The organism is Rhodococcus sp. WS1, assembly GCF_003797745.1.
Lineage (GTDB): Bacteria > Actinomycetota > Actinomycetes > Mycobacteriales > Mycobacteriaceae > Rhodococcus_F > Rhodococcus_F erythropolis.
This window is the reverse complement of record NZ_RKLZ01000001.1, coordinates 1,449,568-1,472,785: the sequence shown is the minus strand read 5'-3', so window position 1 is coordinate 1,472,785 and position 23,218 is coordinate 1,449,568. Positions and strand designations below refer to the sequence as shown.

The 23,218-nt window shown below is 62.3% G+C and carries 26 protein-coding genes; 17 read left to right on the top strand and 9 right to left on the bottom strand.

What is annotated here, in order from left to right; genetic code table 11:
* Positions 1-6 precede the first annotated feature (6 nt).
* Genes EEB12_RS06615 through EEB12_RS06605 form a run of 3 tightly spaced genes read left to right on the top strand, consistent with a single transcriptional unit; the run spans position 7 to position 3,013 of the window.
* Positions 7-1,089, top strand: a complete 1,083-nt coding sequence (locus EEB12_RS06615) for a MadB family AAA-type ATPase (protein ID WP_029254875.1) — start codon at positions 7-9, stop codon at positions 1,087-1,089.
* Positions 1,086-2,609, top strand: a complete 1,524-nt coding sequence (gene madC / locus EEB12_RS06610; protein WP_141487541.1) for a MadC family VWA domain-containing protein — start codon at positions 1,086-1,088, stop codon at positions 2,607-2,609. Before EEB12_RS06615 ends, madC begins: the two co-directional genes overlap by 4 nt.
* A 56-nt stretch (positions 2,610-2,665) precedes the next feature.
* Complete coding sequence (locus EEB12_RS06605) at positions 2,666-3,013, top strand: hypothetical protein (protein ID WP_020968992.1); 348 nt, start codon at positions 2,666-2,668, stop codon at positions 3,011-3,013.
* Here the strand turns inward: EEB12_RS06605 and EEB12_RS06600 are convergent.
* Both EEB12_RS06600 and EEB12_RS06595 read right to left on the bottom strand, forming a co-directional pair.
* Positions 3,002-3,421 (bottom strand): RNHCP domain-containing protein, encoded by a 420-nt coding sequence (locus tag EEB12_RS06600; RefSeq protein ID WP_113682390.1) that lies wholly within the window; start codon positions 3,419-3,421, stop codon positions 3,002-3,004. The genes EEB12_RS06605 and EEB12_RS06600 overlap by 12 nt on opposite strands.
* Before the next feature lie 15 nt (positions 3,422-3,436).
* Entirely contained in the window at positions 3,437-3,799 is a 363-nt protein-coding gene (locus EEB12_RS06595) for an RNHCP domain-containing protein (protein ID WP_020906849.1), read from the bottom strand.
* Positions 3,800-4,219: 420 nt separating this feature from the next.
* Between EEB12_RS06595 and EEB12_RS06590 the strand changes: the two genes are divergently transcribed.
* Genes EEB12_RS06590 through EEB12_RS06580 form a run of 3 tightly spaced genes read left to right on the top strand, consistent with a single transcriptional unit; the run spans position 4,220 to position 7,555 of the window.
* A complete protein-coding gene (locus tag EEB12_RS06590) occupies positions 4,220-5,425 on the top strand; it encodes an iron-containing alcohol dehydrogenase (RefSeq protein WP_020968994.1) in 1,206 nt (401 codons plus the stop codon).
* A gap of 58 nt (positions 5,426-5,483) precedes the next feature.
* Positions 5,484-6,875 (top strand): MadS family sensor histidine kinase, encoded by a 1,392-nt coding sequence (locus EEB12_RS06585; protein WP_037249337.1) that lies wholly within the window; start codon positions 5,484-5,486, stop codon positions 6,873-6,875.
* Positions 6,872-7,555 carry a MadR family response regulator transcription factor gene (locus EEB12_RS06580; protein ID WP_019744264.1) on the top strand — a complete coding sequence of 228 codons (684 nt, stop codon included), beginning with the start codon at positions 6,872-6,874 and terminating at the stop codon, positions 7,553-7,555. Before EEB12_RS06585 ends, EEB12_RS06580 begins: the two co-directional genes overlap by 4 nt.
* On the opposite strand, the gene EEB12_RS06575 is transcribed toward EEB12_RS06580, so the two are convergent.
* Both EEB12_RS06575 and EEB12_RS06570 read right to left on the bottom strand, forming a co-directional pair.
* Complete coding sequence (locus EEB12_RS06575) at positions 7,552-8,091, bottom strand: RNA polymerase subunit sigma (RefSeq protein WP_031333086.1); 540 nt, start codon at positions 8,089-8,091, stop codon at positions 7,552-7,554. The genes EEB12_RS06580 and EEB12_RS06575 overlap by 4 nt on opposite strands.
* An 83-nt stretch (positions 8,092-8,174) precedes the next feature.
* Positions 8,175-8,669 (bottom strand): GbsR/MarR family transcriptional regulator, encoded by a 495-nt coding sequence (locus EEB12_RS06570; protein WP_021343498.1) that lies wholly within the window; start codon positions 8,667-8,669, stop codon positions 8,175-8,177.
* 68 nt (positions 8,670-8,737) lie between these two features.
* Between EEB12_RS06570 and EEB12_RS06565 the strand changes: the two genes are divergently transcribed.
* Positions 8,738-9,673, top strand: coding sequence for an ATP-binding cassette domain-containing protein (locus tag EEB12_RS06565; RefSeq protein ID WP_021343499.1), 936 nt, complete (start codon positions 8,738-8,740; stop codon positions 9,671-9,673).
* Entirely contained in the window at positions 9,670-11,340 is a 1,671-nt protein-coding gene (locus EEB12_RS06560) for an ABC transporter permease (protein ID WP_070796644.1), read from the top strand. Before EEB12_RS06565 ends, EEB12_RS06560 begins: the two co-directional genes overlap by 4 nt.
* A gap of 23 nt (positions 11,341-11,363) precedes the next feature.
* On the opposite strand, the gene EEB12_RS06555 is transcribed toward EEB12_RS06560, so the two are convergent.
* Together EEB12_RS06555 and EEB12_RS06550 are read right to left on the bottom strand one after the other, a co-directional pair.
* Entirely contained in the window at positions 11,364-12,152 is a 789-nt protein-coding gene (locus EEB12_RS06555) for a thioesterase family protein (protein WP_141487540.1), read from the bottom strand.
* A 233-nt stretch (positions 12,153-12,385) separates the two neighbouring features.
* Positions 12,386-12,862: a MaoC/PaaZ C-terminal domain-containing protein gene (locus EEB12_RS06550; protein WP_020906857.1), complete on the bottom strand. Its 477-nt coding sequence runs from the start codon at positions 12,860-12,862 to the stop codon at positions 12,386-12,388.
* A 104-nt stretch (positions 12,863-12,966) separates the two neighbouring features.
* Here EEB12_RS06550 and EEB12_RS06545 point away from each other — a divergent pair, with 104 nt between their 5' ends.
* Positions 12,967-13,392, top strand: a complete 426-nt coding sequence (locus tag EEB12_RS06545; protein ID WP_019744256.1) for a DUF6314 family protein — start codon at positions 12,967-12,969, stop codon at positions 13,390-13,392.
* A 16-nt stretch (positions 13,393-13,408) separates the two neighbouring features.
* Here EEB12_RS06545 and EEB12_RS06540 read toward each other — a convergent pair whose 3' ends face one another.
* Positions 13,409-13,621 (bottom strand): molybdopterin-binding protein, encoded by a 213-nt coding sequence (locus tag EEB12_RS06540; RefSeq protein WP_003942061.1) that lies wholly within the window; start codon positions 13,619-13,621, stop codon positions 13,409-13,411.
* A 142-nt stretch (positions 13,622-13,763) separates the two neighbouring features.
* On the opposite strand from EEB12_RS06540, the gene EEB12_RS06535 reads away from it, so the two are divergent.
* Positions 13,764-13,967: a DUF4287 domain-containing protein gene (locus EEB12_RS06535; RefSeq protein ID WP_141487539.1), complete on the top strand. Its 204-nt coding sequence runs from the start codon at positions 13,764-13,766 to the stop codon at positions 13,965-13,967.
* Between the two features lie 6 nt (positions 13,968-13,973).
* On the opposite strand, the gene mftM is transcribed toward EEB12_RS06535, so the two are convergent.
* Together mftM and mftR are read right to left on the bottom strand one after the other, a co-directional pair.
* On the bottom strand, positions 13,974-14,807 hold the full coding sequence (gene mftM, locus EEB12_RS06530) for a mycofactocin oligosaccharide methyltransferase MftM (RefSeq protein ID WP_141487538.1): 834 nt from the start codon (positions 14,805-14,807) through the stop codon (positions 13,974-13,976).
* Positions 14,808-14,818: 11 nt separating this feature from the next.
* Complete coding sequence (mftR, locus tag EEB12_RS06525; RefSeq protein ID WP_019744253.1) at positions 14,819-15,418, bottom strand: mycofactocin system transcriptional regulator; 600 nt, start codon at positions 15,416-15,418, stop codon at positions 14,819-14,821.
* 150 nt (positions 15,419-15,568) lie between these two features.
* Between mftR and mftA the strand changes: the two genes are divergently transcribed.
* From mftA to EEB12_RS06490, 7 genes are all read left to right on the top strand, one after another.
* Positions 15,569-15,664: a mycofactocin precursor MftA gene (gene mftA / locus EEB12_RS06520; RefSeq protein WP_063836238.1), complete on the top strand. Its 96-nt coding sequence runs from the start codon at positions 15,569-15,571 to the stop codon at positions 15,662-15,664.
* On the top strand, positions 15,649-15,936 hold the full coding sequence (gene mftB, locus EEB12_RS06515; RefSeq protein ID WP_007728309.1) for a mycofactocin biosynthesis chaperone MftB: 288 nt from the start codon (positions 15,649-15,651) through the stop codon (positions 15,934-15,936). The genes mftA and mftB overlap by 16 nt, the downstream gene beginning before the upstream one ends.
* Before the next feature lie 76 nt (positions 15,937-16,012).
* The gene (mftC, locus tag EEB12_RS06510; protein ID WP_003942089.1) at positions 16,013-17,230 is read left to right on the top strand and encodes a mycofactocin radical SAM maturase; all 1,218 of its coding nucleotides are present in this window, start codon (positions 16,013-16,015) and stop codon (positions 17,228-17,230) included.
* A gap of 55 nt (positions 17,231-17,285) precedes the next feature.
* Positions 17,286-18,464, top strand: coding sequence for a pre-mycofactocin synthase MftD (mftD, locus tag EEB12_RS06505; protein ID WP_020906858.1), 1,179 nt, complete (start codon positions 17,286-17,288; stop codon positions 18,462-18,464).
* A 26-nt stretch (positions 18,465-18,490) separates the two neighbouring features.
* Complete coding sequence (locus tag EEB12_RS06500) at positions 18,491-20,422, top strand: mycofactocin system FadH/OYE family oxidoreductase 1 (protein WP_141487537.1); 1,932 nt, start codon at positions 18,491-18,493, stop codon at positions 20,420-20,422.
* Positions 20,419-21,246: a mycofactocin-coupled SDR family oxidoreductase gene (locus EEB12_RS06495; protein WP_003941966.1), complete on the top strand. Its 828-nt coding sequence runs from the start codon at positions 20,419-20,421 to the stop codon at positions 21,244-21,246. Before EEB12_RS06500 ends, EEB12_RS06495 begins: the two co-directional genes overlap by 4 nt.
* Positions 21,246-23,195, top strand: a complete 1,950-nt coding sequence (locus EEB12_RS06490) for a mycofactocin system FadH/OYE family oxidoreductase 2 (RefSeq protein ID WP_029254886.1) — start codon at positions 21,246-21,248, stop codon at positions 23,193-23,195. Before EEB12_RS06495 ends, EEB12_RS06490 begins: the two co-directional genes overlap by 1 nt.
* The last annotated feature ends 23 nt before the right edge of the window (positions 23,196-23,218 follow it).

The following is a 23,218-nucleotide window of genomic DNA, read 5'->3' as shown; positions in this document are numbered from 1 at the left end:
TATTCCATGTCCGGTCGCAGTTTCTCCAGCGGAATCGAAGTGAAAGATGCTCTGCGAGAGCAGGACTACATTGCCGATGACGAGTTCGCGGTAGTCGTTCATCTGGCGACGGCGCTGGGGCGTCCGCTCCTGCTCGAAGGGCCGGCTGGTGTCGGCAAGACGGAACTGGCGAAGTCTCTGGCTGCGATCGGGGGCCGCAAACTGGTGCGATTGCAGTGCTACGAAGGGCTCGACGACAATCGGGCCCTGTACGAATGGGACTACGCGAAGCAACTCCTGCACGTGCAGATGCTTCGCGACCGGATCAGTGATCAGGTTTCCGAATTCGACAGCGTCGCCGAAGCGTCGAAGTTTCTGGCCGATCAGGATTTCGGGTTGTACTCCGAGAACTTCCTGTCCGTGCGGCCGCTGCTCGAAGCTATCCTCTCGCCCGATCCGGTAGTGCTTCTGGTCGACGAGGTGGACCGCACCGAGGAATCGATGGAAGCACTGCTCCTGGAGATTCTCGCCGAACAGCAGATCACCATTCCCGAGGTCGGTACGTTCGTGGCCCGCTCGCAGCCCTGGGTCATCCTGACGTCCAACGACACCCGCGAGCTCTCACCCGCGCTCAAGCGTCGTTGTCTGCATTACCATCTCGGCTATCCGACGTCGGAGCGTGAACGCGAGATCGTCACGGCCCGAGCGCCGGAGGTGGATGCGGCGACGGCCACCGAGGTTGTCGAATTGGCTCGCATCTTGCGTGATCTCCCGCTGCGCAAGAGCCCGTCCATCTCGGAGGTCATCGACGCGGCCAGAGCGGCAACAGTGCTCGCCGCCAGCGGATTCGACACCGCTTCCGACGCCAAGGTGCGCGACATCCTGCTCACGGCGTTGCTCAAGTACTCGTCAGATGTGACGCTGGCCAAGGAACGATTCGACGGAAAGCGTCTCGAATCACCGTCGCGTGACGGTGGTGAGCCGATCGAGCGATCCACGGTGGCAAGCAAACCCGCCAACACGACGACTGCCGTGTTCCGGGGGACCGGTGGACGTGACCCCCATCAACAGGGAATCCGCGGCGGCAGCGGAATCCGTTCGACGCGATGACGACGCTCGGTGGCCTCGCCGTGTGGCAACCGTCGTTTGTTCTCGACGTGGTGTCCGCGAGTTTCGGCCGATTGCTGAGGGCGGCCGGAGTTTCCGCGTCACCGGCCGAGGTCATCGAGGTTCGGCGTGTACTCGCGATGGTCGGAGCTTCGGATCGTGAGACGTTGCGCGCATGTCTTCGGGCAGTGTGCGCCAAGTATTCTCACGAACAGGCCGGTTTCGATCGGGCGTTCGACGCGCTGTTCCGGCCTGCCGCAGGCAAAGCGCACGCCGAGCGGATGGCTTCGCGCGCCGAGGTGGCGGACGGTCTGCCCACCGCGCTGGGGATCGACGAGGATCAAGAAGTAGGCCGGTATGCCGAGTACAACGAGCGTGCAGCCGAGGTTGGCGACTACTTCGACACTCCGGAAGCGGAGAAGGGGTTCAACCCGCACAAGGACGACGACGATGTGTCGATGACGTCCAGCGATGCGGAACTGTCGGTGGATACCGGTTCGGAGACCGGTCGACGGGGAGTCAGCTACACGGTCGACGTGGACCGTGCCGCGTCGGCAGTGGTCGGCGACCTGAGCACCAGTGTTGCTGCAGCAGTGACCGGTTCGTTGTCCTGGGACGATCCGACGTCGATCCTCGCCTGGCTGGATGCATACGACCCGAGCAAAGCGTATGCGGACGTCTCCGACGACGGGCCGCTGACGCAGGCGCAACTGAACCGGCTCGTCGAGGCGGTCGAAGCGTTCGTGCAAGCACTCTCGGCCGCTGCACTCGCCGAAAGCGCTCCCGATGCGCCCGACAGCGAATCTGCTGCGGGCGCAACGCACAACGACATCGAACTCGCGTGCCACGAGGTGCTTCGGCGGATGAGAGGACCGTCCAGGCCTCGTCCTCGGGAGCGCTCTCGAGGACATCTCGACATGCGACGCACGGTGCGTTCGAGTCTGCGCACCGACGGAATTCCCTTCCATCTGGTCGTGAAAGCTCCTCGCCCCGATCGTGTTCGACTACTTCTCATCGCAGACGTGTCGTTGTCCGTGCGCCCGATCACCGCGTTCACTCTGCGGTTGGCTCAGGCAATGCATCGCCGGGCAGATCGTTGTGAAGTCCTCGCATTCGTCGATCGTCCGGTCGACGTGACCGACACCCTTCTCGCCAGTAGCGGTGACGGCGCACTGGCTGCGGTACTTGCGCACCCGGGTCTGGATCTGGAAGCCAGCAGCGATTACGGTCGAGTGCTCACAGAATTGTTGGACGAGCACGGAAACAGCTTGAACTCACGGACGTCCGTCATCATCGTGGGCGACGGTCGGTGCAACGGGTTGCCCCCACAGGTGGACAAGCTCGAGGAACTCCGCCGAAAGGTTCACCGTCTGGCCTGGATCACGCCTGAACCTCAGCGTTACTGGAACCAGGCATCGTGCGCGATGCCGGAGTATTCGGAGATCTGCGACGAGGTTGTTGTTGCCCGAGATGCCGCGCAACTGATGGCAAAGGCCGCTGAACTGGGGCACGCACTTCGCTGATGTCACTGCACTTCACCGATGTCACTGCGCGATCCGTCGTGAACTAGTTTGATCTCATGTCCGAAATCAGGGGATCGATCTGGCGGCCGATCGCGGCGCTGACAGTGCTCGGCGCCGTGTGTGGGCTGGTGGCGCTCGGCGTGTTTCAGTGGTGGTGGAACTCGTTGGCATCACCTCACATTCTCACCGGCGGGTCCTATCGGGAGCCGTTTGCCGAGCCGACATACACCGGGCCCATATTCATGGACCTCTTTCCGGCAGAACCTGCCCCGTGGCTGTATTCGGGACTGGTCCTCGGACCGACGGCGGTCGGCTTGCTTGCCGGGATCGTGTTCGTGGTGTTCGTCCGGCGTAATCGCGCGCAGGACCGCGCGATTACGCCGGACGATCGATCAGAGCGCTAGCAACGCGCGCGAGCCCAGTCGAGGATCCGCCAACGGGCGTAGCGCCAACCGCAGCAAGACCAGGGCGTTGTCGTCGCCGGCGATCCTGTTGACTTTCAACGTATTGCACTCGATGCACTGGTGAACGAGCATCCACTCACCGTCCTGCCGTACCGACAGGGACAGTGCCGCCATGGCACCTCTGCACTGTTGGGCCCGGTCGCCCGGAACGCGACCATCGACGTGGCGGCTTGCCAGACAGTTCGGGCAATGGTTCCGATGTGCGGTACCCGGGGCCGCAGTGGAAATGTCCAAACGGCATGTGAGACAACGGAAGCTCGATCCTTGTTCGCCGCCGATTCCGTGCAATACGTGCTTGGTCCGTTGCGGTGCCCGCCGCGCGCGGGTGCTGGGATTCCTACGTGGCATCTGCTTTCTCACCCCTCACAAGTCGCCGAAGGCTTCGAGCGGGAAGGGTGGTTGTGCGAGCGGCCGCACCGCCATCCTCATCAACAACAACTGGTTGTCGTCACGGCTGACGGGGTTGGAGGTGAGTTCGAGGCACTGTGCGCAGCGGTGGATGATCATCCAATCGCCGCTTCGCAGCACCGCGATCGAAATGGGGGCCATCCGCATTCCGCAGTCCGACGGTCCACCTTCCACCTGGTCGAACAGGTGTCGGGAATGCAGGCAACTGGGGCAGTGGTTTCGGCGATCACCATCGGGGTCGTACGTCATGACGGTGAGTCCGCACTGAATGCACGAGAAGGTGTCGGTTTTCGAGATGGAATTGTGTGATTGAGGCACTGGAGAACTCCTAGCTGAGTGAACAAAGCAGGTAGGAGCAGGCCGAGTGGCCTCGCGGCTGTCAGTCCGTCGTTTCGGGGATCAGCAAGTGACTCTCGAGGTTGCCGGCAGTGCAGGGGCGAGAGGCGCGCTCGGCGCGGGCTGGGTCATAAACACCTTCTGGATCGGTACTGCGGGCCGCTCTGGCCAGAACCGAAAGTACAACGGGACCTGATTGCCGCGCCATCTATTTTCCGGCGACGACTACCTGCCCGAACGGGTAGGTAAGCGCCTCTCCTTCGGTGGGTGTGCCCCGACTGCTGTCCGCGTAGGCTCGGGGCCAGCACTTGTAAGGTGGATCACACCAGTTGGTGCTCGGGCGAGCGAGCTGGGAATTCGCGAAGCGGTGATCTCGGTGCCGCGCGAGAGGAGAGTGGGGTCGTGTCCGTGGCATATCCGGATGCTGTGAACCACGGTGTTCATCGCCGCGGCACTGCTGCTCGACTGGTCAAATTTCACGCCCCCGAGATCGTCTTCGGTATCGGTTCCCTGGTCGAGGCAGCACACGCGACTCTGCGGTTCGGCGGGTTCCGCCCGTTTCTGGTCACCGATCCCGGCTTGATCGACGCGGGGTGGGTCAGCGAACTCGAGGACCATCTCACGGAGCAGGGCTTGACCGCGACAGTGTGGTCAGGGCTGACGCCCAACCCCAAGGACTTCGAGATCGCGGCCGGTTTCGAGGTGTACCAGGAAGGCGAGTGCGACGTCATCATCGCGCTCGGTGGCGGTTCCGTCATCGACGCGGCTAAAGGTGTAGCCGTCCTCGCTGCCAACGGCGGCAACATACTCGACTACGAGGGTGTCGATCAGGCGACAAAACCGATCCCGCCGTTGGTGATGGTTCCCACCACGTCCGGAACGGGCGCTGACGTGTCGCAGTTCTGCATCGTCACGGACACGACCCGCGGCACCAAGATCACCATCATCGGCCGTGCCCTGGTGCCAGATGTGACGGTCATCGATCCGCGGTTGCTCACGACGATGCCCGAGTGGCTCAATGCAGCAACGGGATTGGATGCACTGACGCACGGAATCGAAGCCTTCGTCTCACTGGCGCACAATCCGTTGACCGATCATCACGCGCTCCGCGCGGTCGGCCTCGTGACGGAGAATCTGGTGAACACGATCCAGGACCCGATGGAGATGGAAGCTCGATCGGTGATGGCGCAGGCGAGTCTCGAGGCCGGGTTGGCGTTCACCAACGCGATACTCGGAGCCGCGCACGCCATGAGCCATCAGGTGGGCGGCATGCTTGATCTGCCACATGGCGTCATCAACGGAATTCTGTTGCCCCACGTCATCCGATTCAATTCCACGACGGACGCTGCCCCCTTTGTCGCCATCGCTGCGGCACTGAGCCTTCCTGAACAGCACGGCACCCCGGAGGAAGCAGCGCTGGCGGTGGCCGACCGGGTCGAACGTCTCGCCCGGGAGGTTGGGGTCCCGAAGGGGCTGGGGGAGTTGGGTGTTCGCGAGGGAGACCTCAGTCGACTTGCCAGCTTCGCGTTGCTCGACGCCTGCATGTCCACCAATCCCAGGGAAGCGACGCAGGAGCAGATGGTGGCGTTGTTCCGAGGTGCCTTGTGAAGAGGGACAGTGTGATGTGGTGCAGTGTGATGCGGTGCAGGGTGAAGCGGTGCAGACGATGACCGCGGACCTGTCGCGACTCACCGGTTTACGTTCGGGTAAGAGTTCGTTTTATCCGCAGTACCGCGGCGCTGCCGAGCGTCTCGAACGCGTCGTACATGCGTTGGAATTGATCTCGCGGGCTTTGGTGCGAACCGTCGAGGGGCCGGAAACCCTCGTCTGTGCGGTGGCGGAAGCTGCCCGTGCTCATCTGAGTGCCAACTGGATAGTCTTCGCCTTGGCCGACGGAACATTGCCCGACGCCGGACCACGGCGATTGGTTCTCGGCCCGGACGCCACCCCTTTTCTGGTCGACAACGTGGAGGGGCCACCGCTTCCGGAGGACGTCGTCGAATGCCTCGACGACATCCGGTGCGGAAGAATCGAATCCAACTCGGTGATCGACGCTCACTATGCGTTTGTGCCGATCGTACTCGGCGGCGGTGTGGTCGGCGCCTTTGCTGCCTGGACGCCGGCTAACCGGACACTCGATACGACGGACGGAGCCGTGCTCAGCATTCTGGCCAGCCAGACTGCTGTGGCCCTGCAGAACTCGGCGCTCTACCAGCGCGGACAACTACTGCTCGAACGAGCCGAAGACGCATATGCGGAGGCCAATCGCACTGCAGCCGACCTCGCGGTGCGCAACAGCGAATTGGAGTCCACGCAGCGTCAACTCGGAGTGGCTCACCGGCACCAGGTGGTCGACGACGAACGGCACCGGATCGCCCGCGAACTTCACGACAGCGTGACACAGGCTGTGTTGTCGGCCGGCATGCAGATCGAGGTCTGCCGGAGCGACATCCCGGAGGCGGAACGCAGTGAAAGACTGGACTTGGCAAAGGATTTGACCAGGCGGGCGGTCGAGCAGCTTCGCTCGGCGATCTACGCGCTCAATCATTCCTCGGACGCGGACCGGACGTCGCTGCCCGAGATGCTCGAGCAGCTCGGCGTGGTTCACATGCCGGACGAGTTGGCGGTCAGCGTTCGCGTCGGCGGCACCCCGACCGAGCTTCCAGGCGATGCCGAACACGCTCTTCTGCGGATCGCGGGGGAGGCGCTGTTCAATGCTGCGGTGCATGCCCATGCGAGTCGAGCGGTCCTGCGGTTGACCTATCGAGCGGATACGGTGCTGCTGTCGGTTTCCGACGACGGTGACGGCGACCCTGCGCGGATGCGTCTGATCCTCAAACTCGCAGCCACCAACGACGTCGACGGCCGTCATCGCGGACTGGCGAACATGCAGACACGAACTCTCGAGTTGGGTGGTGCGCTCGAAGTTCGGCGCGCGCGGATCGGTGGAATTCAGATTCTCGTGCGACTGCCACTACCACTGCCACAGGCACTTCCGCTCCAGGCGGATGTCGACAATCTTTGCTCCACCACTGAAATCGAGAGCGAGGAATCATGACCACTGCGCGTCCCGTCATCACCCGCGGAGCATCGCCGGTTCAGGGATTGGTTCGAATCGTCCTGGTCGACGACCATGCAATTTTGCGGCAAGGGCTCCGCTCGGTTCTCGAGCGCGAAAGCGACCTCGAGATCGTGGGGGAGGCTTCGTCTCTCGCCGAGGCGCTTGCCGTGGTCGACAAGGTGGGTCCGGACATCGTCTTGATGGATCTGAAACTCTCCGCCAGTTCCGACTACGAGGGACTGACCCTTTGTGGCCAGTTGTCTACGGCGCATCCCGGGCTCGGACTGTTGGTTCTCACCACCTTTCTCGACGATCAACTGGTGGTGCGAGCGGTACACGCGGGTGCTCGCGGCTATGTCGTCAAAGACGTCGACACCACCGAATTGGTGCGTGCGATCAGGGCGGTCTCGCGGGGTGAGAGTGCGTTCGATTCTCGCAGCGCATCGGCTGTCGTCCGATCGCTCAACGGGCAGTCGTCATCCAAAGAACGATTGACCGATCGTGAACTCGAAGTACTGAGACTGCTCGCAAACGGCTTGTCCAACATCAAGATCGGTGAGCGACTGTTCATCTCGCCGACCACGGTCAAGTTCCACGTCAGCAACATCATGCGCAAACTCGAGGTGAGTCGGCGAGCAGAGGCCGTCTACGCCGCGAGTAAGCAAGGTCTGATCTAGCTCCGCTCGGAGACCGCCCAGGCGCGCAGCGCCTGATGCTGTACGAGGAGCACGCTCGATCGAGTTGTGCGCAGAGTCGACGCGGTCATCTCGGCAGTCAGACCCACTGCGATTCGCAATACCAGGACCTCACGTTGGTCGTCGGTGAGGCGACGTGGGCATTTGAATTGTCCGTCGATGTTGCGTGACTGGGGAATTGACGCAATCCGTTGCGAGGCCAACGCGTAGGCGAAGTTCTCGATTCGTGTGTCGGCCGAGATCGTTTCGGACATTCGTGTGACGACGTCCAGGGTGCATTGATGGGCGAGATCGTCGGCGAATGTTGCGACAGGCGTCCCGAGAAGCCTGGCGCGATAGTAGAGAACTACGCGAGGGTGCAATCGGGCCAGGAGTTTCGACAGTGCGTGATGATCGCCGGCGAATGCCCCGGCGGCGTTGCGGTTCAAGGAAATCGATTGTTCACAGGTTTCGGGTGAAGCGGTTCGTGCGGAGGGTGGCGTCGGTGAAGTCTTCGCGCCCCTGATCGACAGCTTCATCAACAACTCCTCGGGTACAGCGCACCTCATCATGCTGGAACGAGAATTGAGGTACCCCACCGAAAATGCGGGTAAACCTGAAGTTACCTTCCAGGTGTCCGGTCTTTTCGCTGGGAGCGCCAGTCCGCGAGCATGCGCGGCATTTCCGCGGCCATGAAGTCGAAGAAGTCGCGCAGATCTTCCATACGATCGCCGGCCGTAGTGCCTTCACCGAGGACCCGAATGCCCTCGTCCGCAACTGCCGAGACCTGGTAGAGGGACGATTGTTTCGTGACAAACGCGTCGGCCCACATGTCGACGCTGACGCAGTAGTGCTGACGCCTCGATCCGGGGACGGCCACTCGCTCGATCAATCCGACTTGCTGGAGGTATCTGACTGCTCCGGAAATGGCGGCGGGGCTCACTCCCAATCGGGATCCGAGATCTCCTGGCGTGGACGAGGGTGTCTCGCTGGTCATCAACGCGGCCCAGACGCGTGCAGGCATCGGCGGAAAACCCATGTCGCTCAGAACGAGTGAGAGTCGCTCGACAAAATGTCGGCTCTCGTCCGGTGCAACGGTGCGGCTGATGTCGGTCATCGGAACCCTTCGATCTTTTCTTCTTTTCTATCTTCACACATTTGTGAAATCGGCGTACGGTCAAATTCATGGGTGCGGCAATTTCAGCGAAAAGCCTCGTCAAGACCTTCGGTACCACCCGCGCGCTGGACGGCCTCGACCTCGAAGTCTCAGCAGGTGAAGTGCACGGATTCCTGGGACCGAACGGCTCTGGAAAGTCGACCACTATTCGGGTGCTCCTCGGCCTGCTCCGCTCGGACTCCGGAGACGCAACTGTTCTCGGCGGCGATCCGTGGCGAGACGCTGTTACCTTGCATCGACGTCTCGCTTACGTGCCTGGCGACGTGAATCTGTGGCCCAACCTCACCGGCGGGGAGGCTATCGATCTGTTGGCGGGTCTGCGCGGTGGCTTGGACCGAAAACGCCGCAGCGAGTTGCTCGATCGCTTCGAACTTGACCCGACCAAGAAGGCGCGGACGTACTCGAAAGGTAATCGGCAGAAGGTTGCACTCGTGGCGGCGTTTTCGTCCGACGTCGACCTTTACGTACTCGACGAACCGACATCGGGGCTCGACCCGTTGATGGAAGCGGTGTTTCAGGACTGCGTCGAAGAGGTGGCTCACGCCGGAAAGACGGTCCTGCTGTCGAGCCACATCCTCGCCGAGGTCGAAGCGCTGTGCGATCGCGTGAGCATCATCCGCGACGGGCGGACGGTGGAAGAGGGAACGCTGTCCGAACTCAGGCATCTCACGCGCACGTCCATCTCGGCGGAGACACAGCGCCAGATCGGCGGACTCGACGGGCTCGGCGGGGTCCACGACGCGGTGATCGACGGTAACCACGTCACCTGCGAAGTCGACAGCGCGCAACTCGGACCACTCATGACGTACTTGGTCGGATTCGGAATCGTGGCGCTCACTTCCACTCCGCCGACACTCGAAGAACTCTTCTTGCGTCATTACGGTGACGAGCGCGCCAGGGAGACTTCGGTCCACCTGCGAGCCGAGACCGGTGTACGGCCATGACCGTTGTTGTCGAGGCCGCTCCACCGGTACCTGCCTCGGCAAGTCAATTCACCGGCACACGCCGACTGGTCCGGTTGGCTTTGCGACGGGACCGAATTCAGCTTTCCGTGTGGGTCATCTCGATCGTCCTGTTCATGCTGCTCGTCGTCGCCAGTGTGACCGGGCTGTACTCGACACCCGAGGAATTACGAAACATCGCAGTCAGTTCCGCGGTATCGCCGGTGGCGCTGGCGACCAACGGAATCGTGTCCGGCGATTCGCAGGGCGCGATAGTCGCCAGTCAGTCGGTGCTCGTGTTCGCGTTGGTGGCGGCATTGATGAGCACCCTTGCGGTGGTTCGTCATACACGACAGAACGAGGAGACCGGCCGTGCCGAGATGATCGGTGCTGCGGTGGTGGGTCGGCGAGCGCTTCTGACGTCCGCACTGATTGTCACGGTCGGTGCGAACGTGGTTCTGACACTGGGAATTGCCCTGGGATCGATCGCCGTCGGTTTGCCTGTCGTTGGTTCGCTCGCGTTGGGTGCTTCGATAGGTGGGACCGGAATCGCGTTTGCCGGTGTGGCGGCGGTGACTGCGCAGATCACCGACGGTGCTCGTACGGCCAACGGTCTGGCGGGTGCCGCGATCGGTGTTGCCTTCATGCTGCGCGCGATCGGCGACGTGAACAGTACGGTCGTCGACGACGGAACTCGCGTGGTGAGCGGTTGGTTGTCGTGGCTTTCGCCGATCGGATGGGCGCAACAGATCAGACCTTTCGACGACGACGCCTGGTGGATCCTGCTGTTGCTGATCGGATTTGCGGTTGTGCACGTGGTGGTGGCGTTTGTTCTCATCGGCCATCGCGATCAGGGAGCGGGGCTCGTGCAGCCCCGGCCCGGCCCGCCGACCGCAGCATCGTGGTTGCCGTCGGCTTGGGGCCTGGCGTGGCGCATGCAGCGAATGACGATGTTCTGGTGGATCTTTGCCGTTGTCATTCTCGGGTTCGCCTACGGCGCTGTGGGCAACGAGATCGACGCGATGGTGGGATCGTCGCAGCAGACCGCGGAGATGTTCGAGAAACTTGGTGGCGGCGGTACGGATCTGGTGGATTCGTACTTGGCCACTGCTCTCGGTCTCACCTCGATTGTCATCGCGGCATATTCGGTCCAGAGTCTTCTCCGGATGCGGGGTGAGGAAACATCGGGACGGCTCGAACCGTTGCTGGCAACCTCTTTGTCGCGGTGGAGGTGGATGCTTTCCCACCTGGGTGTGGTTGTGGGTGGGGTGATCCTCGCGCACGTCTTGATGGGTGCCTTCACCGGATTTGCCTTCGGGCTCGTCACGGACGACATCGGCGGCAACACACTCCGGATGACTGGCGCCGCCTTGGCCTATCTACCCGCGGTGCTTGTAGTCGTGGGGTTGGTGTCGTTGGCTTTCGGACTGTTTCCGACCTACGCGTCGGCGCTCTCCTGGGGAATCTTGGCGGCATGCATCGTGCTCGGGCAACTCGGAACGTTGCTGAAGCTTCCACAGTTAGTGCTGGATCTGTCACCCTTCACCCACGTGCCGGGTGCCCCCGCCGAGCCAGTGACAGTTCTACCGCTGCTGGCAATGATCGTTGTGGCAGTAGTGCTTTCGACAGCATCGCTTGTTGCGTTCCGTCGTCGCGACCTCCAGGGGTAGTAGGGCTGAACTCAGTTGGGAGTTCAACTCAGAATTCGACGAAGCTGGCGAGCCCGAGCAGCGAGCCGTCCGGTCGAGTCGAATAGTTCGGATTCGTCAACACAGAGAGTGTCTGTCGCCCAGGCGGTCCCGTGGCGTAGGCGATACCACGGTGACAGTGTTCGGGGATCTGCCGTGAGGTGCTCCGGTGTGAAATGCGCGGTGAACTCGATAGTGGGTATAGCCACGGGCATCGTCAGTGTCGCGAACAATCCGGGCGGAAGCGCGTCGAGAAGGACCGCGGCGCGCTCTTGGGCCGTGAAATCGAGGTCTGTGAGCAATCGGATCCAGACGTCGAATTCCGGGGCGTCGCCACCGGCGAACGGCCTGGCGGAATTGATCGGCCGGATGTCGAGGTGCTGGGAGAACGGCACAAAATCCACCGGGATCTCCAGCGGCGGCAGGGTTGACGGGTCGGCCGGAGTCGGTTCGGCGACAGGGGCGGACATCGTTGTGCCTCCTGTGTCGCGGGCTAGCCGAACGAGAGCGGATCCCGAACCGGTCAGCGTGACGTGGCAACTGACGGTCCGCCCGCCCCGCACATCGTCGACAGTCAGCTCGGCCGGCCCCGGAGGGACGGGGCGGTCCAGGTGCGCCGTGACTGCCAGAGGTTCGGCTCCGGACGCGTCGGCAGCCACTCGCAGCATCCGTGCAACGGCGAGTCCGCCCTGAATGCCGTCGAAACTCCGCCAGCTGGAGTCGAATTCGGTGTGATGACACGCTGCGTCGGTCGACGGCGCTACCGTCGCGGACGCCTGACTATTAATTGCCATAGTCAGCACCCTAGATGCTGACTATGGCTATGGCAAGCTAGGGTCTACTCGGGAGTGCTGGACGACCCACCGAAGAGCATGTAGATGAGGATCTGAAGAATGCCGAGAGGATTGATCTCGCCGAGGCTGCTCATGTGTGAGGAACTCCTGTTTGCGGGGATGGGTACTGTTGCGTCGCAACGTCACTGAAAGTACGGCAATTCAGACAATGCGGTGCGGAATTTACCGATAATTCACTGTCCGCGAGTCGGGCGACAGTGCAGGTAGGCGTCAGTGACTACGTCGAGAACGCGATTGCCGTCTGCATCGACCAATTTCGCTGTGATGGTGACCAATCCCCGCGCGCGATTGTCGAACACGACGTTGTCGACGGTGACCTTTCCGCTCAGGGTGTCACCGGGGCGAAGTGGACGTAGGAAGCTCACGTCGCGCATGGACTTTCCGGCGATCACGTTCCACTGGTCGTAGAGACTGGCGACCACCAACTTCTGGCAGATCGACAGGGTGTGCAGCCCGCTGGCGATCAACCCGCCGAAGACCCCGGACCCGGCGGCTTCCTTGTCGATGTGAAACCACTGGGGATCCCACTGGGTTGCGAACTCGACGATCTCCTCTTCGGTCACCGAATACGAGCCCAATGGGATCAGTTGGCCGATCTCGAGATCTTCTGCGAACACTGTGCGTTGGTGAAGGGCGGCCGAATCGTTCATGTCTGTGTGAATCTCCTGCGTGTTCCGGATGTACTCGGAACATACTCCCCGCAGTACGTTCGGCCCCTTCGCAAGTCCTTGTCCAGGGTCACTAGAATCGTCACATGGTTGACGACGCGAAGATCGAGCCGAGGGCGCTGGCAGGAACGTGGCACTTCGAGCGCGACATAGTCGACCGCCTTTCCGGTTCCACCAAGCATGTCTTCGGCGAGACCACTATCTCCGACGCCGGTGACGGTCGGATGCGCTGGTACGAGAGTGGCACTCTGCGTGACGGCGATCTGGAATTGCCAGTGTTCCGGACTCTGTTCATTGCAAAGCGCGGCCTCGAATGGGCCGTGACATTCGAAGACGGCAGAGAGTTCCACGACTGGGCGCCGGGGGAGGAAGTCGAGCACCTGTGCGGTGCGGACACCTACCGCGGGCGAATCGACGTCACTGCAGTAGATGGATCGGCTTGGGCGGTCGTCTGGACCGTGACGGGGCCGAGCAAGAACTACACGATGACCACGCATCTCACCCGGCCCTGATCGCAGCGATCACCAGTTATTCGACGCCGATCGTCACCTCGGTGGACTTCACGAATACCGTTGCAGCTTGGCCTGGTTCGAGGTCGAGATCCAGTGCGGCGTCGCGGGTGATCGACGAAGTCACGATCTGGTTGCCGCCGTCCAACTTCACCTTGACCGTTGCCATGACGGTGCCGAGGTTGACCTCGGTGATGGTGCCGGTGAGTTGATTTCGTGTGGACAGTCGCATCTCTGAAACTCCTGTGCTCTGGGGTGGGTGTACTTCGACCATAATTCGATGGTCGCGTATCTACCCAGCGATTCCGCAGGTGCGGACATGCGGGCACCGCAGGTGCGCGAATATTGTCGGGCGGTGGAGGTAGATTCCGGTCATGACTGAACCCGTGAAAGGCCCGGCGTCGTATTTTCCGTCGATCGAGAAGAAATACGGTCGGCCGATCGGTGAGTGGCGAGAGCTGATCAGAAGCTCAGACCTCACCAAGCACATGGAATTGGTGAATTGGTTGAAGTCGGAGCACGGGATGGGGCATGGGCACGCGAATGCACTTGTCGCCCATACGCTGAAAGAAGGCTAGTTCTTTTCAGGCGGCCGATGCGTCCAGCACCAACCAGCCGCCGTGATGCTCGAATACCTCGAACGGCACACCGGTCTGCCGGCCGACCGCACGCAGTGACTCGAGATCGAACGTACGGATGTGGCCGTGGCACGCGGTGGCTTCGTCTTCGAAGGGGACGGCTATGACGACCCGTTGACGTGCGATTCGGAGTGCCTGCGCGATCACGGCTTCGCCGACCGAATCGTCGACGTGCTCGAGGAGATGAATTGCGGTGACGGTGTCGGCGCTGTTGTCCGGTGCCGGTACTTCACCCGCGTCGCAGATCACCGTGTCGATCGTGATGCCGAGTTCGGGGGCTACCGCGTCGAGCAGGATCATCGTTCCGGGCAGGATGTCCGTGGCGGTCACGTCCATTCCGGCGCGCGCGAGCCGCAGGGGCAGGAAACCGAAGCAGGAACCCAGATCGAGTACGGAACCGCGAACCAGTTCTTCGGCTTTGTCGTGAATCGGCGCGAAATCTGCAGTGCCGTCCAGTAGTTCGGCAAGGGAGTTCCGGTAGTAGGTGGTCCAGGATTCGAGAGCGCCGTCCACGGTGGACCGAACCAGTCCGACCATCGTCAACTCGAATTCGTCCTGACCGAACTCCGCGTCCTGGATCGACGAGGTGACTCCGGCTACGAGTCGCTCGCTCAGATCGGCGGGAGTGAGGGAGTGCCTGACGTGGAGTCGGCCGCCTCGACGATCGAGCGAGATCGGACCAGAATCGACACGTTCGACGGTGACATGCCCCAACGACCACAAGCCCGGCGTCGACGGTGCCAGTGAATCCAGGACCGGTTCGTTCGTGATGGTGGACATGATCGCCTTTCTCAGGTGGTGATGCCGGTCCGCAAGGACTGCGTACCTGTTTTCAAGAGTTCCGGTAGCTCGAGTGAATCGTCGGTGAGCCACTGTTCGTACGCCGACATGGCGACCCCGAGCAGAAGATAGCCGACCGTGCGTGGGCCGTGATCGGTCGGCTCGAGATTCATTCGGCGTGCGACGTAGTCGGCGACCACCTGCCGCCAACCTTCGTACATCACCACAGAGTATGCCTGAAGCGTCGGAACTTCGAGGATCAATTCCATCCGTTTGCGATGTACCGCAGTCTCTTCCGGTGGGAAGGTGTTGAACGTCAACAATGCGGATTCGAGTGCGTCGACCAACGGTATGTCAGCGGGCAGTGAATCCAGGTGCTCGCGCATCTCGTCGAGATGTCCGTCGAAGTCGCCCCAGGGGACGGCGTTCTTGGACGGAAAGTAGCGAAAGAAAGTCCGACGCGCGATGCCGGCGGCGTCGGCTATCTGGTCGACGCTCACCTCGTTGAAGCCGACGGTGGAGAACAGTTCGATGCCGATCGTGCTGATTCCCTCCCTCGTTGTGGAGGGGCGACGACCTATCCGAGCGGACGGTTTCTTGCGGCTACGCATACTTTTTTCGCTCCATGTGTGTCATTCTGCACTCGATGCCATTACAGTGGTGAACCGAGTCACAGTGAAGTCCCACTAGTGACCACCAACTCCCAGGTTGGAAGTCTGATCTACAGACTTCCAGACGGAGTGCGACCGCAGGAGGAATCCATGTCAGATCGTGACAACAAGGCGCTCGAGAACGACCTCGTCGAGGAGTCCCTCGTTGAGGAAGTTTCCATCGACGGCATGTGCGGCGTGTACTGACCGTGTCTGCTTTGGATCTCGATGCGGGGTGGAAACTCCACCCGCAGGTAGCGCTTCGCCCCGAACCTTTCGGGGCGTTGCTCTACCACTTCGGAACGCGCAAGCTGTCGTTCCTGAAGAACACGACCATCGTTGCGGTGGTCAAGGCGTTGCCAGACCATCCTGATGTCAGGTCCGCACTACGTGCGCAAGGCATCGAAGATGACGCGGCTCCCCAATATGCCCGCGCGCTGAGCACTCTCGCCGATTCGCACATGATCGTGCCTGTCTGAGCCAGACGCTCGCCCCCACGTGCGGAACAGCCCTTCTGCACGTTCGCCCGCTTCATTTCTTCGCGAGGACGCAGCCATGACCTCAGTTCTTGAACAGCCCTCTCCGCCCGCCAAGGTGGGTCGCCTCGTCGATCAGTTCGAACTCGGACTCGACGCCCCCATCTGCCTGACGTGGGAACTCACCTACGCCTGCAACCTGTCCTGCGTGCACTGCCTTTCGTCGTCGGGTCGCCGTGACCCCAACGAGCTGAGCACCGAACAGTGCAAGTCCATCATCGACGAGCTGCAACGTATGCAGGTCTTCTACGTCAACATCGGTGGCGGCGAGCCGACGGTACGCTCCGACTTCTGGGAGCTCGTCGATTACGCAACAGACCACCAGGTTGGCGTGAAGTTCTCCACCAACGGCGTGAAGATCGACAAGAAGGTCGCGGCACGGCTTGCGGCCAGTGACTACGTCGACGTGCAGATTTCCATCGACGGTGCCACCGCTGAGGTCAATGACGCTGTGCGCGGGCCTGGTTCGTTCGCAATGGCCGAGCGGGCTCTCGCGAACCTGAAGGAAGCCGGCTTCAAGGACGCCAAGATTTCGGTGGTCGTCACGCGGCACAACGTCAGTCAGCTCGACGAGTTCAAGGCTCTCGCGGACAAGTACGACGCGACCCTGCGCATCACTCGACTGCGCCCTTCGGGCCGCGGCGCCGACGTGTGGGACGATCTGCACCCACGCCCGGAGCAGCAGCGTGAGCTCTACAACTGGTTGGTGGCCAACGGCGAAGGCGTCCTGACGGGCGACTCGTTCTTCCACCTCTCCGCGTTCGGCGATGCACTGCCCGGTCTCAATCTCTGTGGCGCGGGCCGCGTCGTGTGCCTGATCGACCCGGTCGGTGACGTGTACGCATGCCCGTTCGCGATTCACGAGCAGTTCCTCGCCGGAAACATCGTGAAAGACGGTGGATTCCAGGAAGTCTGGCAGCACTCGGACCTGTTCGAGGAGCTGCGCTCGCCGCAGACCGGTGGCGCCTGCAGCAAGTGCAATCACTACGACTCCTGCCGGGGTGGCTGCATGGCAGCCAAGTTCTTCACCGGACTGCCGATGGACGGACCTGACCCCGAATGCGTCATCGGTAACGGTGAAATGGCATTGGCGTCGGCGGGAGAGGTCCCGAAGTCCAGCGTCGACCACTCCCGTTCCGGTCAACGTAAGACCCCACGTGCATCGGTGCCACTGACACTGATGATGCGTCCGCCCGCCAAGATTTGTGACGAAAACCCGCTTGCGGGAATGCAGTAACTACTGCGCGATACCGACAGTGCGGCGAAAGCTGCACCCCAGAGAGGTCAGTTCAATGGCTAAGAATGCTTTCTTCGAGACGGTGGCAGAAGCACAGCGCCGTGCGAAGAAGAGGTTGCCCAAGTCCGTGTACGCGGCGTTGGTGGCGGGATCCGAGAAAGGGCTGACGGTCGACGACAACGTCGCGGCATTCAGCGAACTGGGTTTCGCTCCTCACGCTGCGGGACTGTCGGACAAGCGCGAGATGTCCACCACCATTATGGGCCAGGACATTTCGTTGCCCGTCATGATTTCACCGACCGGTGTGCAGGCAGTGCACCCCGACGGTGAGGTAGCGGTAGCTCGCGCGGCTGCAGCACGGGGAACAGCCATCGGACTGAGTTCTTTCGCCAGCAAGTCCATCGAAGAAGTTGCCGCGGCCAACCCGCAGGTCTTCTTCCAGATGTATTGGGTCGGCAGCCGCGACGTGCTCCTGCAGCGTATGGAGCGCGCTCGCGCTGCCGGTGCCAAGGGCCTGATCATCACCACCGACTGGTCCTTCTCGTACGGTCGCGACTGGGGCAGCCCGTCAATCCCCGAAAAGATGGACCTCAAGGCGATGTTCCAGTTCGCCCCCGAGGGCATCATGCGCCCGAAGTGGTTGCTGGAGTTCGCCAAGACCGGCAAGATCCCCGATCTGACAACACCCAACCTCGCGGCTCCCGGCCAGCCGGCACCGACGTTCTTCGGCGCGTACGGCGAGTGGATGCAGACCCCGCTTCCGACGTGGGAAGACATCGCCTGGCTTCGTGAGCAGTGGGGTGGACCGTTCATGCTCAAGGGCATCATGCGCATCGACGACGCCAAGCGAGCTGTCGACGCCGGTGTCTCCGCTATCTCGGTCTCCAACCACGGTGGTAACAACCTCGACGGCACCCCGGCGCCGATCCGCGTGCTCCCGGGCATTGCCGAGGCCGTGGGCGATCAGGTGGAAGTTGTTCTCGACGGCGGCATTCGACGCGGCGGCGACGTCGTCAAGGCGCTAGCACTCGGAGCCAAGGCCGTCATGCTCGGGCGCGCCTACCTGTGGGGTCTCTCGGCAAACGGCCAGGCCGGTGTCGAGAACGTGCTCGACCTGATGCGGATGGGCATCGACTCGGGGCTGATGGGCCTTGGCCACTCGTCCATCACCGAACTGAGCCCGGCAGACCTGGTGATCCCGGAAGGCTTCACACGCTCACTGGGCGCCAGCTGAGATTGCGGTTCCGATAGAGCTGTGAGTTGACACTCGACGAACACACAACCCTGGCCGGACGCTTCGTCCGGTCCAGGGTTGTTTTCGGTCCGCATGAGACCAATCTTGCTGTGGGAAGATCACTTTCCGATCGGCACCGTGCGTACTACCAGCGCCGCGCCGAGGGTGGAGCCGGAATCGTCGTCACCGAAGTGGCCTCGGTATTGGAGAACGACTGGCCGTACGAGCGGGCACCGCTGGCGTCGGAGTGCGGCCCGGGGTGGCAGTCGATCGCGGCCGCATGTGCTCCGTACGGAACGCTGGTTCTTGCCGGGCTCGGCCATACCGGCATGCAGGGATCGAGCGCATACTCCCAATCGGTGCTGTGGGGACCGTCAAGAGTGGCCGACCCGGTGACGCGTGAGTTGCCGATGGCAATGGGGCAGCCGGAAATCGACCAGCTGATGGCCGGCTTTCGTGAAGCGTCGGCAATGGCCATCGCTTCGGGAATGGACGGAGTGGAACTCGATGCCGGTCCTCGAAGCATTCTGCGACAGTTCCTTTCGGGTCTGACCAACACTCGGCAAGACCGATACGGCACTGATCGCGTTGCCCTTGTTCGCGAGATCATCTCGGCAGTGTGCGAGGAAGTCGGGTCGGACCACGTTGTCTCCCTGCGGTTGTCCTGCGACGAGGAAGCACCATGGGCGGGACTGACACCCGATCTCGCCGCCGGTTTTGCACGCGATCTGTCGCCACTACTCGATCTCCTTGTTGTCGTTCGTGGCGGACTCTATTCATCAGAGGGGTACCGACCCGACTTTCACTGCCCGCCGAACTTCAACCTCGACCTGTGCCGTGAGATCAAGGCCGCGGTGTCGATTCCGGTTGTCGTGCAGGGGAGCGTCGTGGACATCACCGACGCTCACGCAGCGCTGGAAGTGGCCGAGTTCGTCGAGATGACCAGGGCCCAGATCGCGGACCCGGACGTGGTCGTGAAAGCCGCGCGCGGCGATCGTCCACGGCCGTGTGTGCTCTGCAATCAGACGTGCCTCGTGCGTGATCCTCGCAACCCGGTCGTGACGTGCGTGGGGAATCCGAGCGCGGGTTTCGAGACGGTGGACCCCGATGAGCGAGAGCAGATTTCGACACCGGGAGCCGTGCTGGTCGTGGGGGGTGGCCCCGCCGGGATGGAAGCCGCGCGGATCTCGGCGGTGGCGGGGCACTCGGTCACACTCGTCGAGAGTTCATCGCAGTTCGGCGGCATGATCCGAACTTTTGCGCGAGGTGACGGCCGCAGCCGGTTCACACTCCTCGCGCAGTGGCTCGAGGACGAATGCCGTCGTAGCGGCGTGACGATGCGGACCGGGGCGGCGGTCGACGCGCAGGACCTGAGTGATGCACGTAGTCGGGGCGAGCTGGTTGTGGTTGCCACCGGTAGTGCTGCGCGGCCGCCGACGTATCCGGTCGACGACTCGGTTCGGTGGTTGGATGCGTCGGAAGCCTTCGGGAAGTTGACCACCGTGGGGCCGGGTCCGGTCGCGCTGATCGATCCGCTCGGTGGACCGATCGCGGTGGCGCTCGCAGAAGCACTCGCGGTCCAGGGCGTCTCCGTCTCGATTGTGACCCCGGACAGCATCGTCGGTTCGAGGCTCGGTGCGAGTGGGGATCTGGTCGGCGCCAACACGCGCATCCAGCAGGCCGGGGTCACCAGCGTGCTCGCGTCCCGTGTCATCGAAATCGCCTCAGGGGCCGTCTGCGTCGAGCACGTTCATACCGGCGAGCGGTCACAGCTCGAGTGTGAAGTGGTGATCGACTGCTCGCCCCGTCTGCCGAACGAAACGCTGAAGGAAGCGGCCGACATCCCGGTGGGTGACTCGGTTGCCCCGAGAACTGTTCTCGAATCCATCCGCGAAGGGCGCTTTGCAGGGTTTACTACTAGAACGAGTTTCAATTCTGCAGAGAGGGCTATCTCATGACACAGGGTTCAGTTCGTTCGCTCGAAGGTCGCGTTGCTTTCATCACCGGCGCAGCGCGCGGTCAAGGACGTGCGCACGCGGTCAAGATGGCGCGCGAGGGAGCAGCGATCATCGCAGTCGACGTGTGCGCGTCGGTGGCGTCGGACAATTCTTACGACGCAGCAACTTCCGAGGACTTTGCCGAGACGATACGTCTGGTCGAAGCGGAGGGTGGGAAGATCCTCGCCCGCGAGGTAGATGTCCGTGACGGCGCAGCGCTCACCGCGGTGGTCAAGGACGGTGTCGAGCAGTTCGGACGCCTTGACATCGTGGTCGCCAATGCCGGGGTCTGTAACTGGAATCGATTCTGGGAAATGTCGGACGAGCAGTGGGAAACCCTGATCGACATCAACCTGACCGGAGTCTGGAAAACCCTCAAGGCATCGGTGCCGGCGATCATCGAAGGTGGGCGCGGTGGATCGATCATCGTGGTCAGTTCGGTGGCCGGACTCAAGGCGCTGCCCGGACAGGCGCACTACGCGAGCGCCAAGTTCGGTCTCGTCGGTCTGACGCAGGCCGCGGCAAAGGAACTGGGGGAGTACAAGATCAGGGTCAACTCGATCCACCCTTACGGAGTAAATACGCCGATGGGGGTCGACCAGGGCGCGCTCGAGGTATTTGCAAAGTTTCCGCAGTACCTTCCCAACTTCACTCCGATCCTCTCGGACATCGCGTTCGCCGAACCCGACGAGATCGCCGATACCGTTCTGTGGCTCGCGGGTGACGGTTCACGCACCGTCACGGCAAGTCATATCGCTCTCGATCAGGGAAACTCCAAGGTCTGATGACGCCATACCCGCGCCTCTTCGCGCCACTGCGCCTGGGCAACCTGACACTCCGCAATCGGGTCGTGTTCTCCGCACACCTGACCAATTACGCGGAGAACGGGTTGCCGACGGAGCAGCACGCGAGCTACTACGAGGCGCGGGCACGGGGCGGTGCGGGTCTGATCATCACCGAGGAACACTCGACGCATCCTTCGGATCGACCGTACGAGAAGATGATTGCGGGCTATCGGCCGGAAGCGATCGAGGGATACCGGCGGATCACCGACGCCGTTCATGCGCATGGTTCGTCGATTCTCGCGCAGATCAACCACAACGGGGGTCAGGGCGCTGGAACCTATTCGCGATCGCCGCTGTTGGCGCCGAGCGCCGTTGCGGATCCGTTGTTCCGCGAGGTGCCCAAAGCTGTCGACGACGCGGACATTGCCGAGATTCTCGCAGGGTTCGCCCTTGTTGCGCGCAACTGCGTTGCCGGTGGCTTCGACGGGGTGGAATTGCAGGCGTCGCAGTCGTCCATCGTGCGCGCGTTTCTGGCACCCTCGACCAACCTGCGCACCGATCGCTACGGCGGGGGCGTGGCGAATCGTGCTCGTTTCCTTCTCGAAGTGCTCGGGGTCCTGCGTAAGGCCATCGGCCCGGATCGTGTGCTCGGTGTGCGCCTGAGTGGATACGAAGGAACGCGGGGTGGCATCGAACTGTCCGACGCGGTAACCACCGCCCAACTGATCGAAGCTGACGGTCACGTCGACTACATCAACACCACCGTCGGAATGGCCACGGAAACACTGCATCTGGTCGAAGCATCGATGGCTGTACCCACGGGCTACGCCAACTTCGTCCCGTCTGCGATCAGGGAGGTCATCGATCTTCCAGTCGTCGGAGTCGGCCGTTTCAAGACGCCGGAGCAAGCCGAAGCTGCACTCGAGGACGGTGTATGCGATCTGGTGGGCGTAGTTCGCGGGCAGATCGCCGATCCGGATTTTGTGAACAAGGCGCGTGCCGGTCAATCGTCACAGGTGCGAACCTGCCTGTCCTGCAACCAGGAATGCGTCGGGCGGATGGGTCTGGGGCGTTGGTTGGGGTGCACCGAAAATCCGCGCGCCGGTCGGGAATCGGTCCCACTGCCGATGCCGCGGCGACGGGGCCGCACGGTGGTGGTAGTTGGCGGCGGCCCGGCCGGCCTGCAAGCTGCGGCCACCGCGGCCCAGCGAGGTCATGCGGTGACGCTGTTCGAGCGTGAACGAAGACTTGGCGGACAGATTCTTACCGCCTCGGTGGTATCGGTTCGCCGTGAGCTCGCCGACCTCGTGCGAAATCTCGAATCGGAGTGTCGCCGAAGCGGTGTGACGATCGAGCTGGGTGTTGGAGCTGACCTTGCGATTGTGGAGGAACGGGCGCCCGACGTGGTCGTGATCGCAACCGGCGCGCGGCCCGTGCGCCCAACGTGGGCGGGTGGATCAGAGCGTGTCGTAAGTGTTCGAGACGTTCTCGACGGCAGGGTTCTGCCGAGCGGAATGGTGCTCGTATACGACGAGTTGGGATTCCATCAAGGTACGTCGGTGGCGGAATTCCTGGCTGATCGAGGTTGCGCTGTCACGATCGCGACCAACGGCATGGTGGTTGCCCAAGATCTGAGCGTCACCCTGGATTTCGAGGGGTGGAACCGCCGGGCGTTCGAGAAGTCGATCGTGCAACGGACGGATCTGATGGCGACTTCGGTGAGCGCTGGAGCCTCGCCGCTCGTGAGCTTGGTTCACCTTCCGACGGGTGTGGTCGAGGAAGTTGCGGTCGACTGGGTGGTCTTCGCGACACAGCAGGAACCTGTCGACGAGTTGTGGAACACCTTGCAGGGAAGTTCTTTCGAGATATTTCGCATCGGTGACGCCCTGTCCCCGAGACGTTCGCACGCAGCGGTCATCGAGGGGCATCGGGCTGCGTTGGCGATATAAGTCGTCCGTTTTGTCTCTGGTTA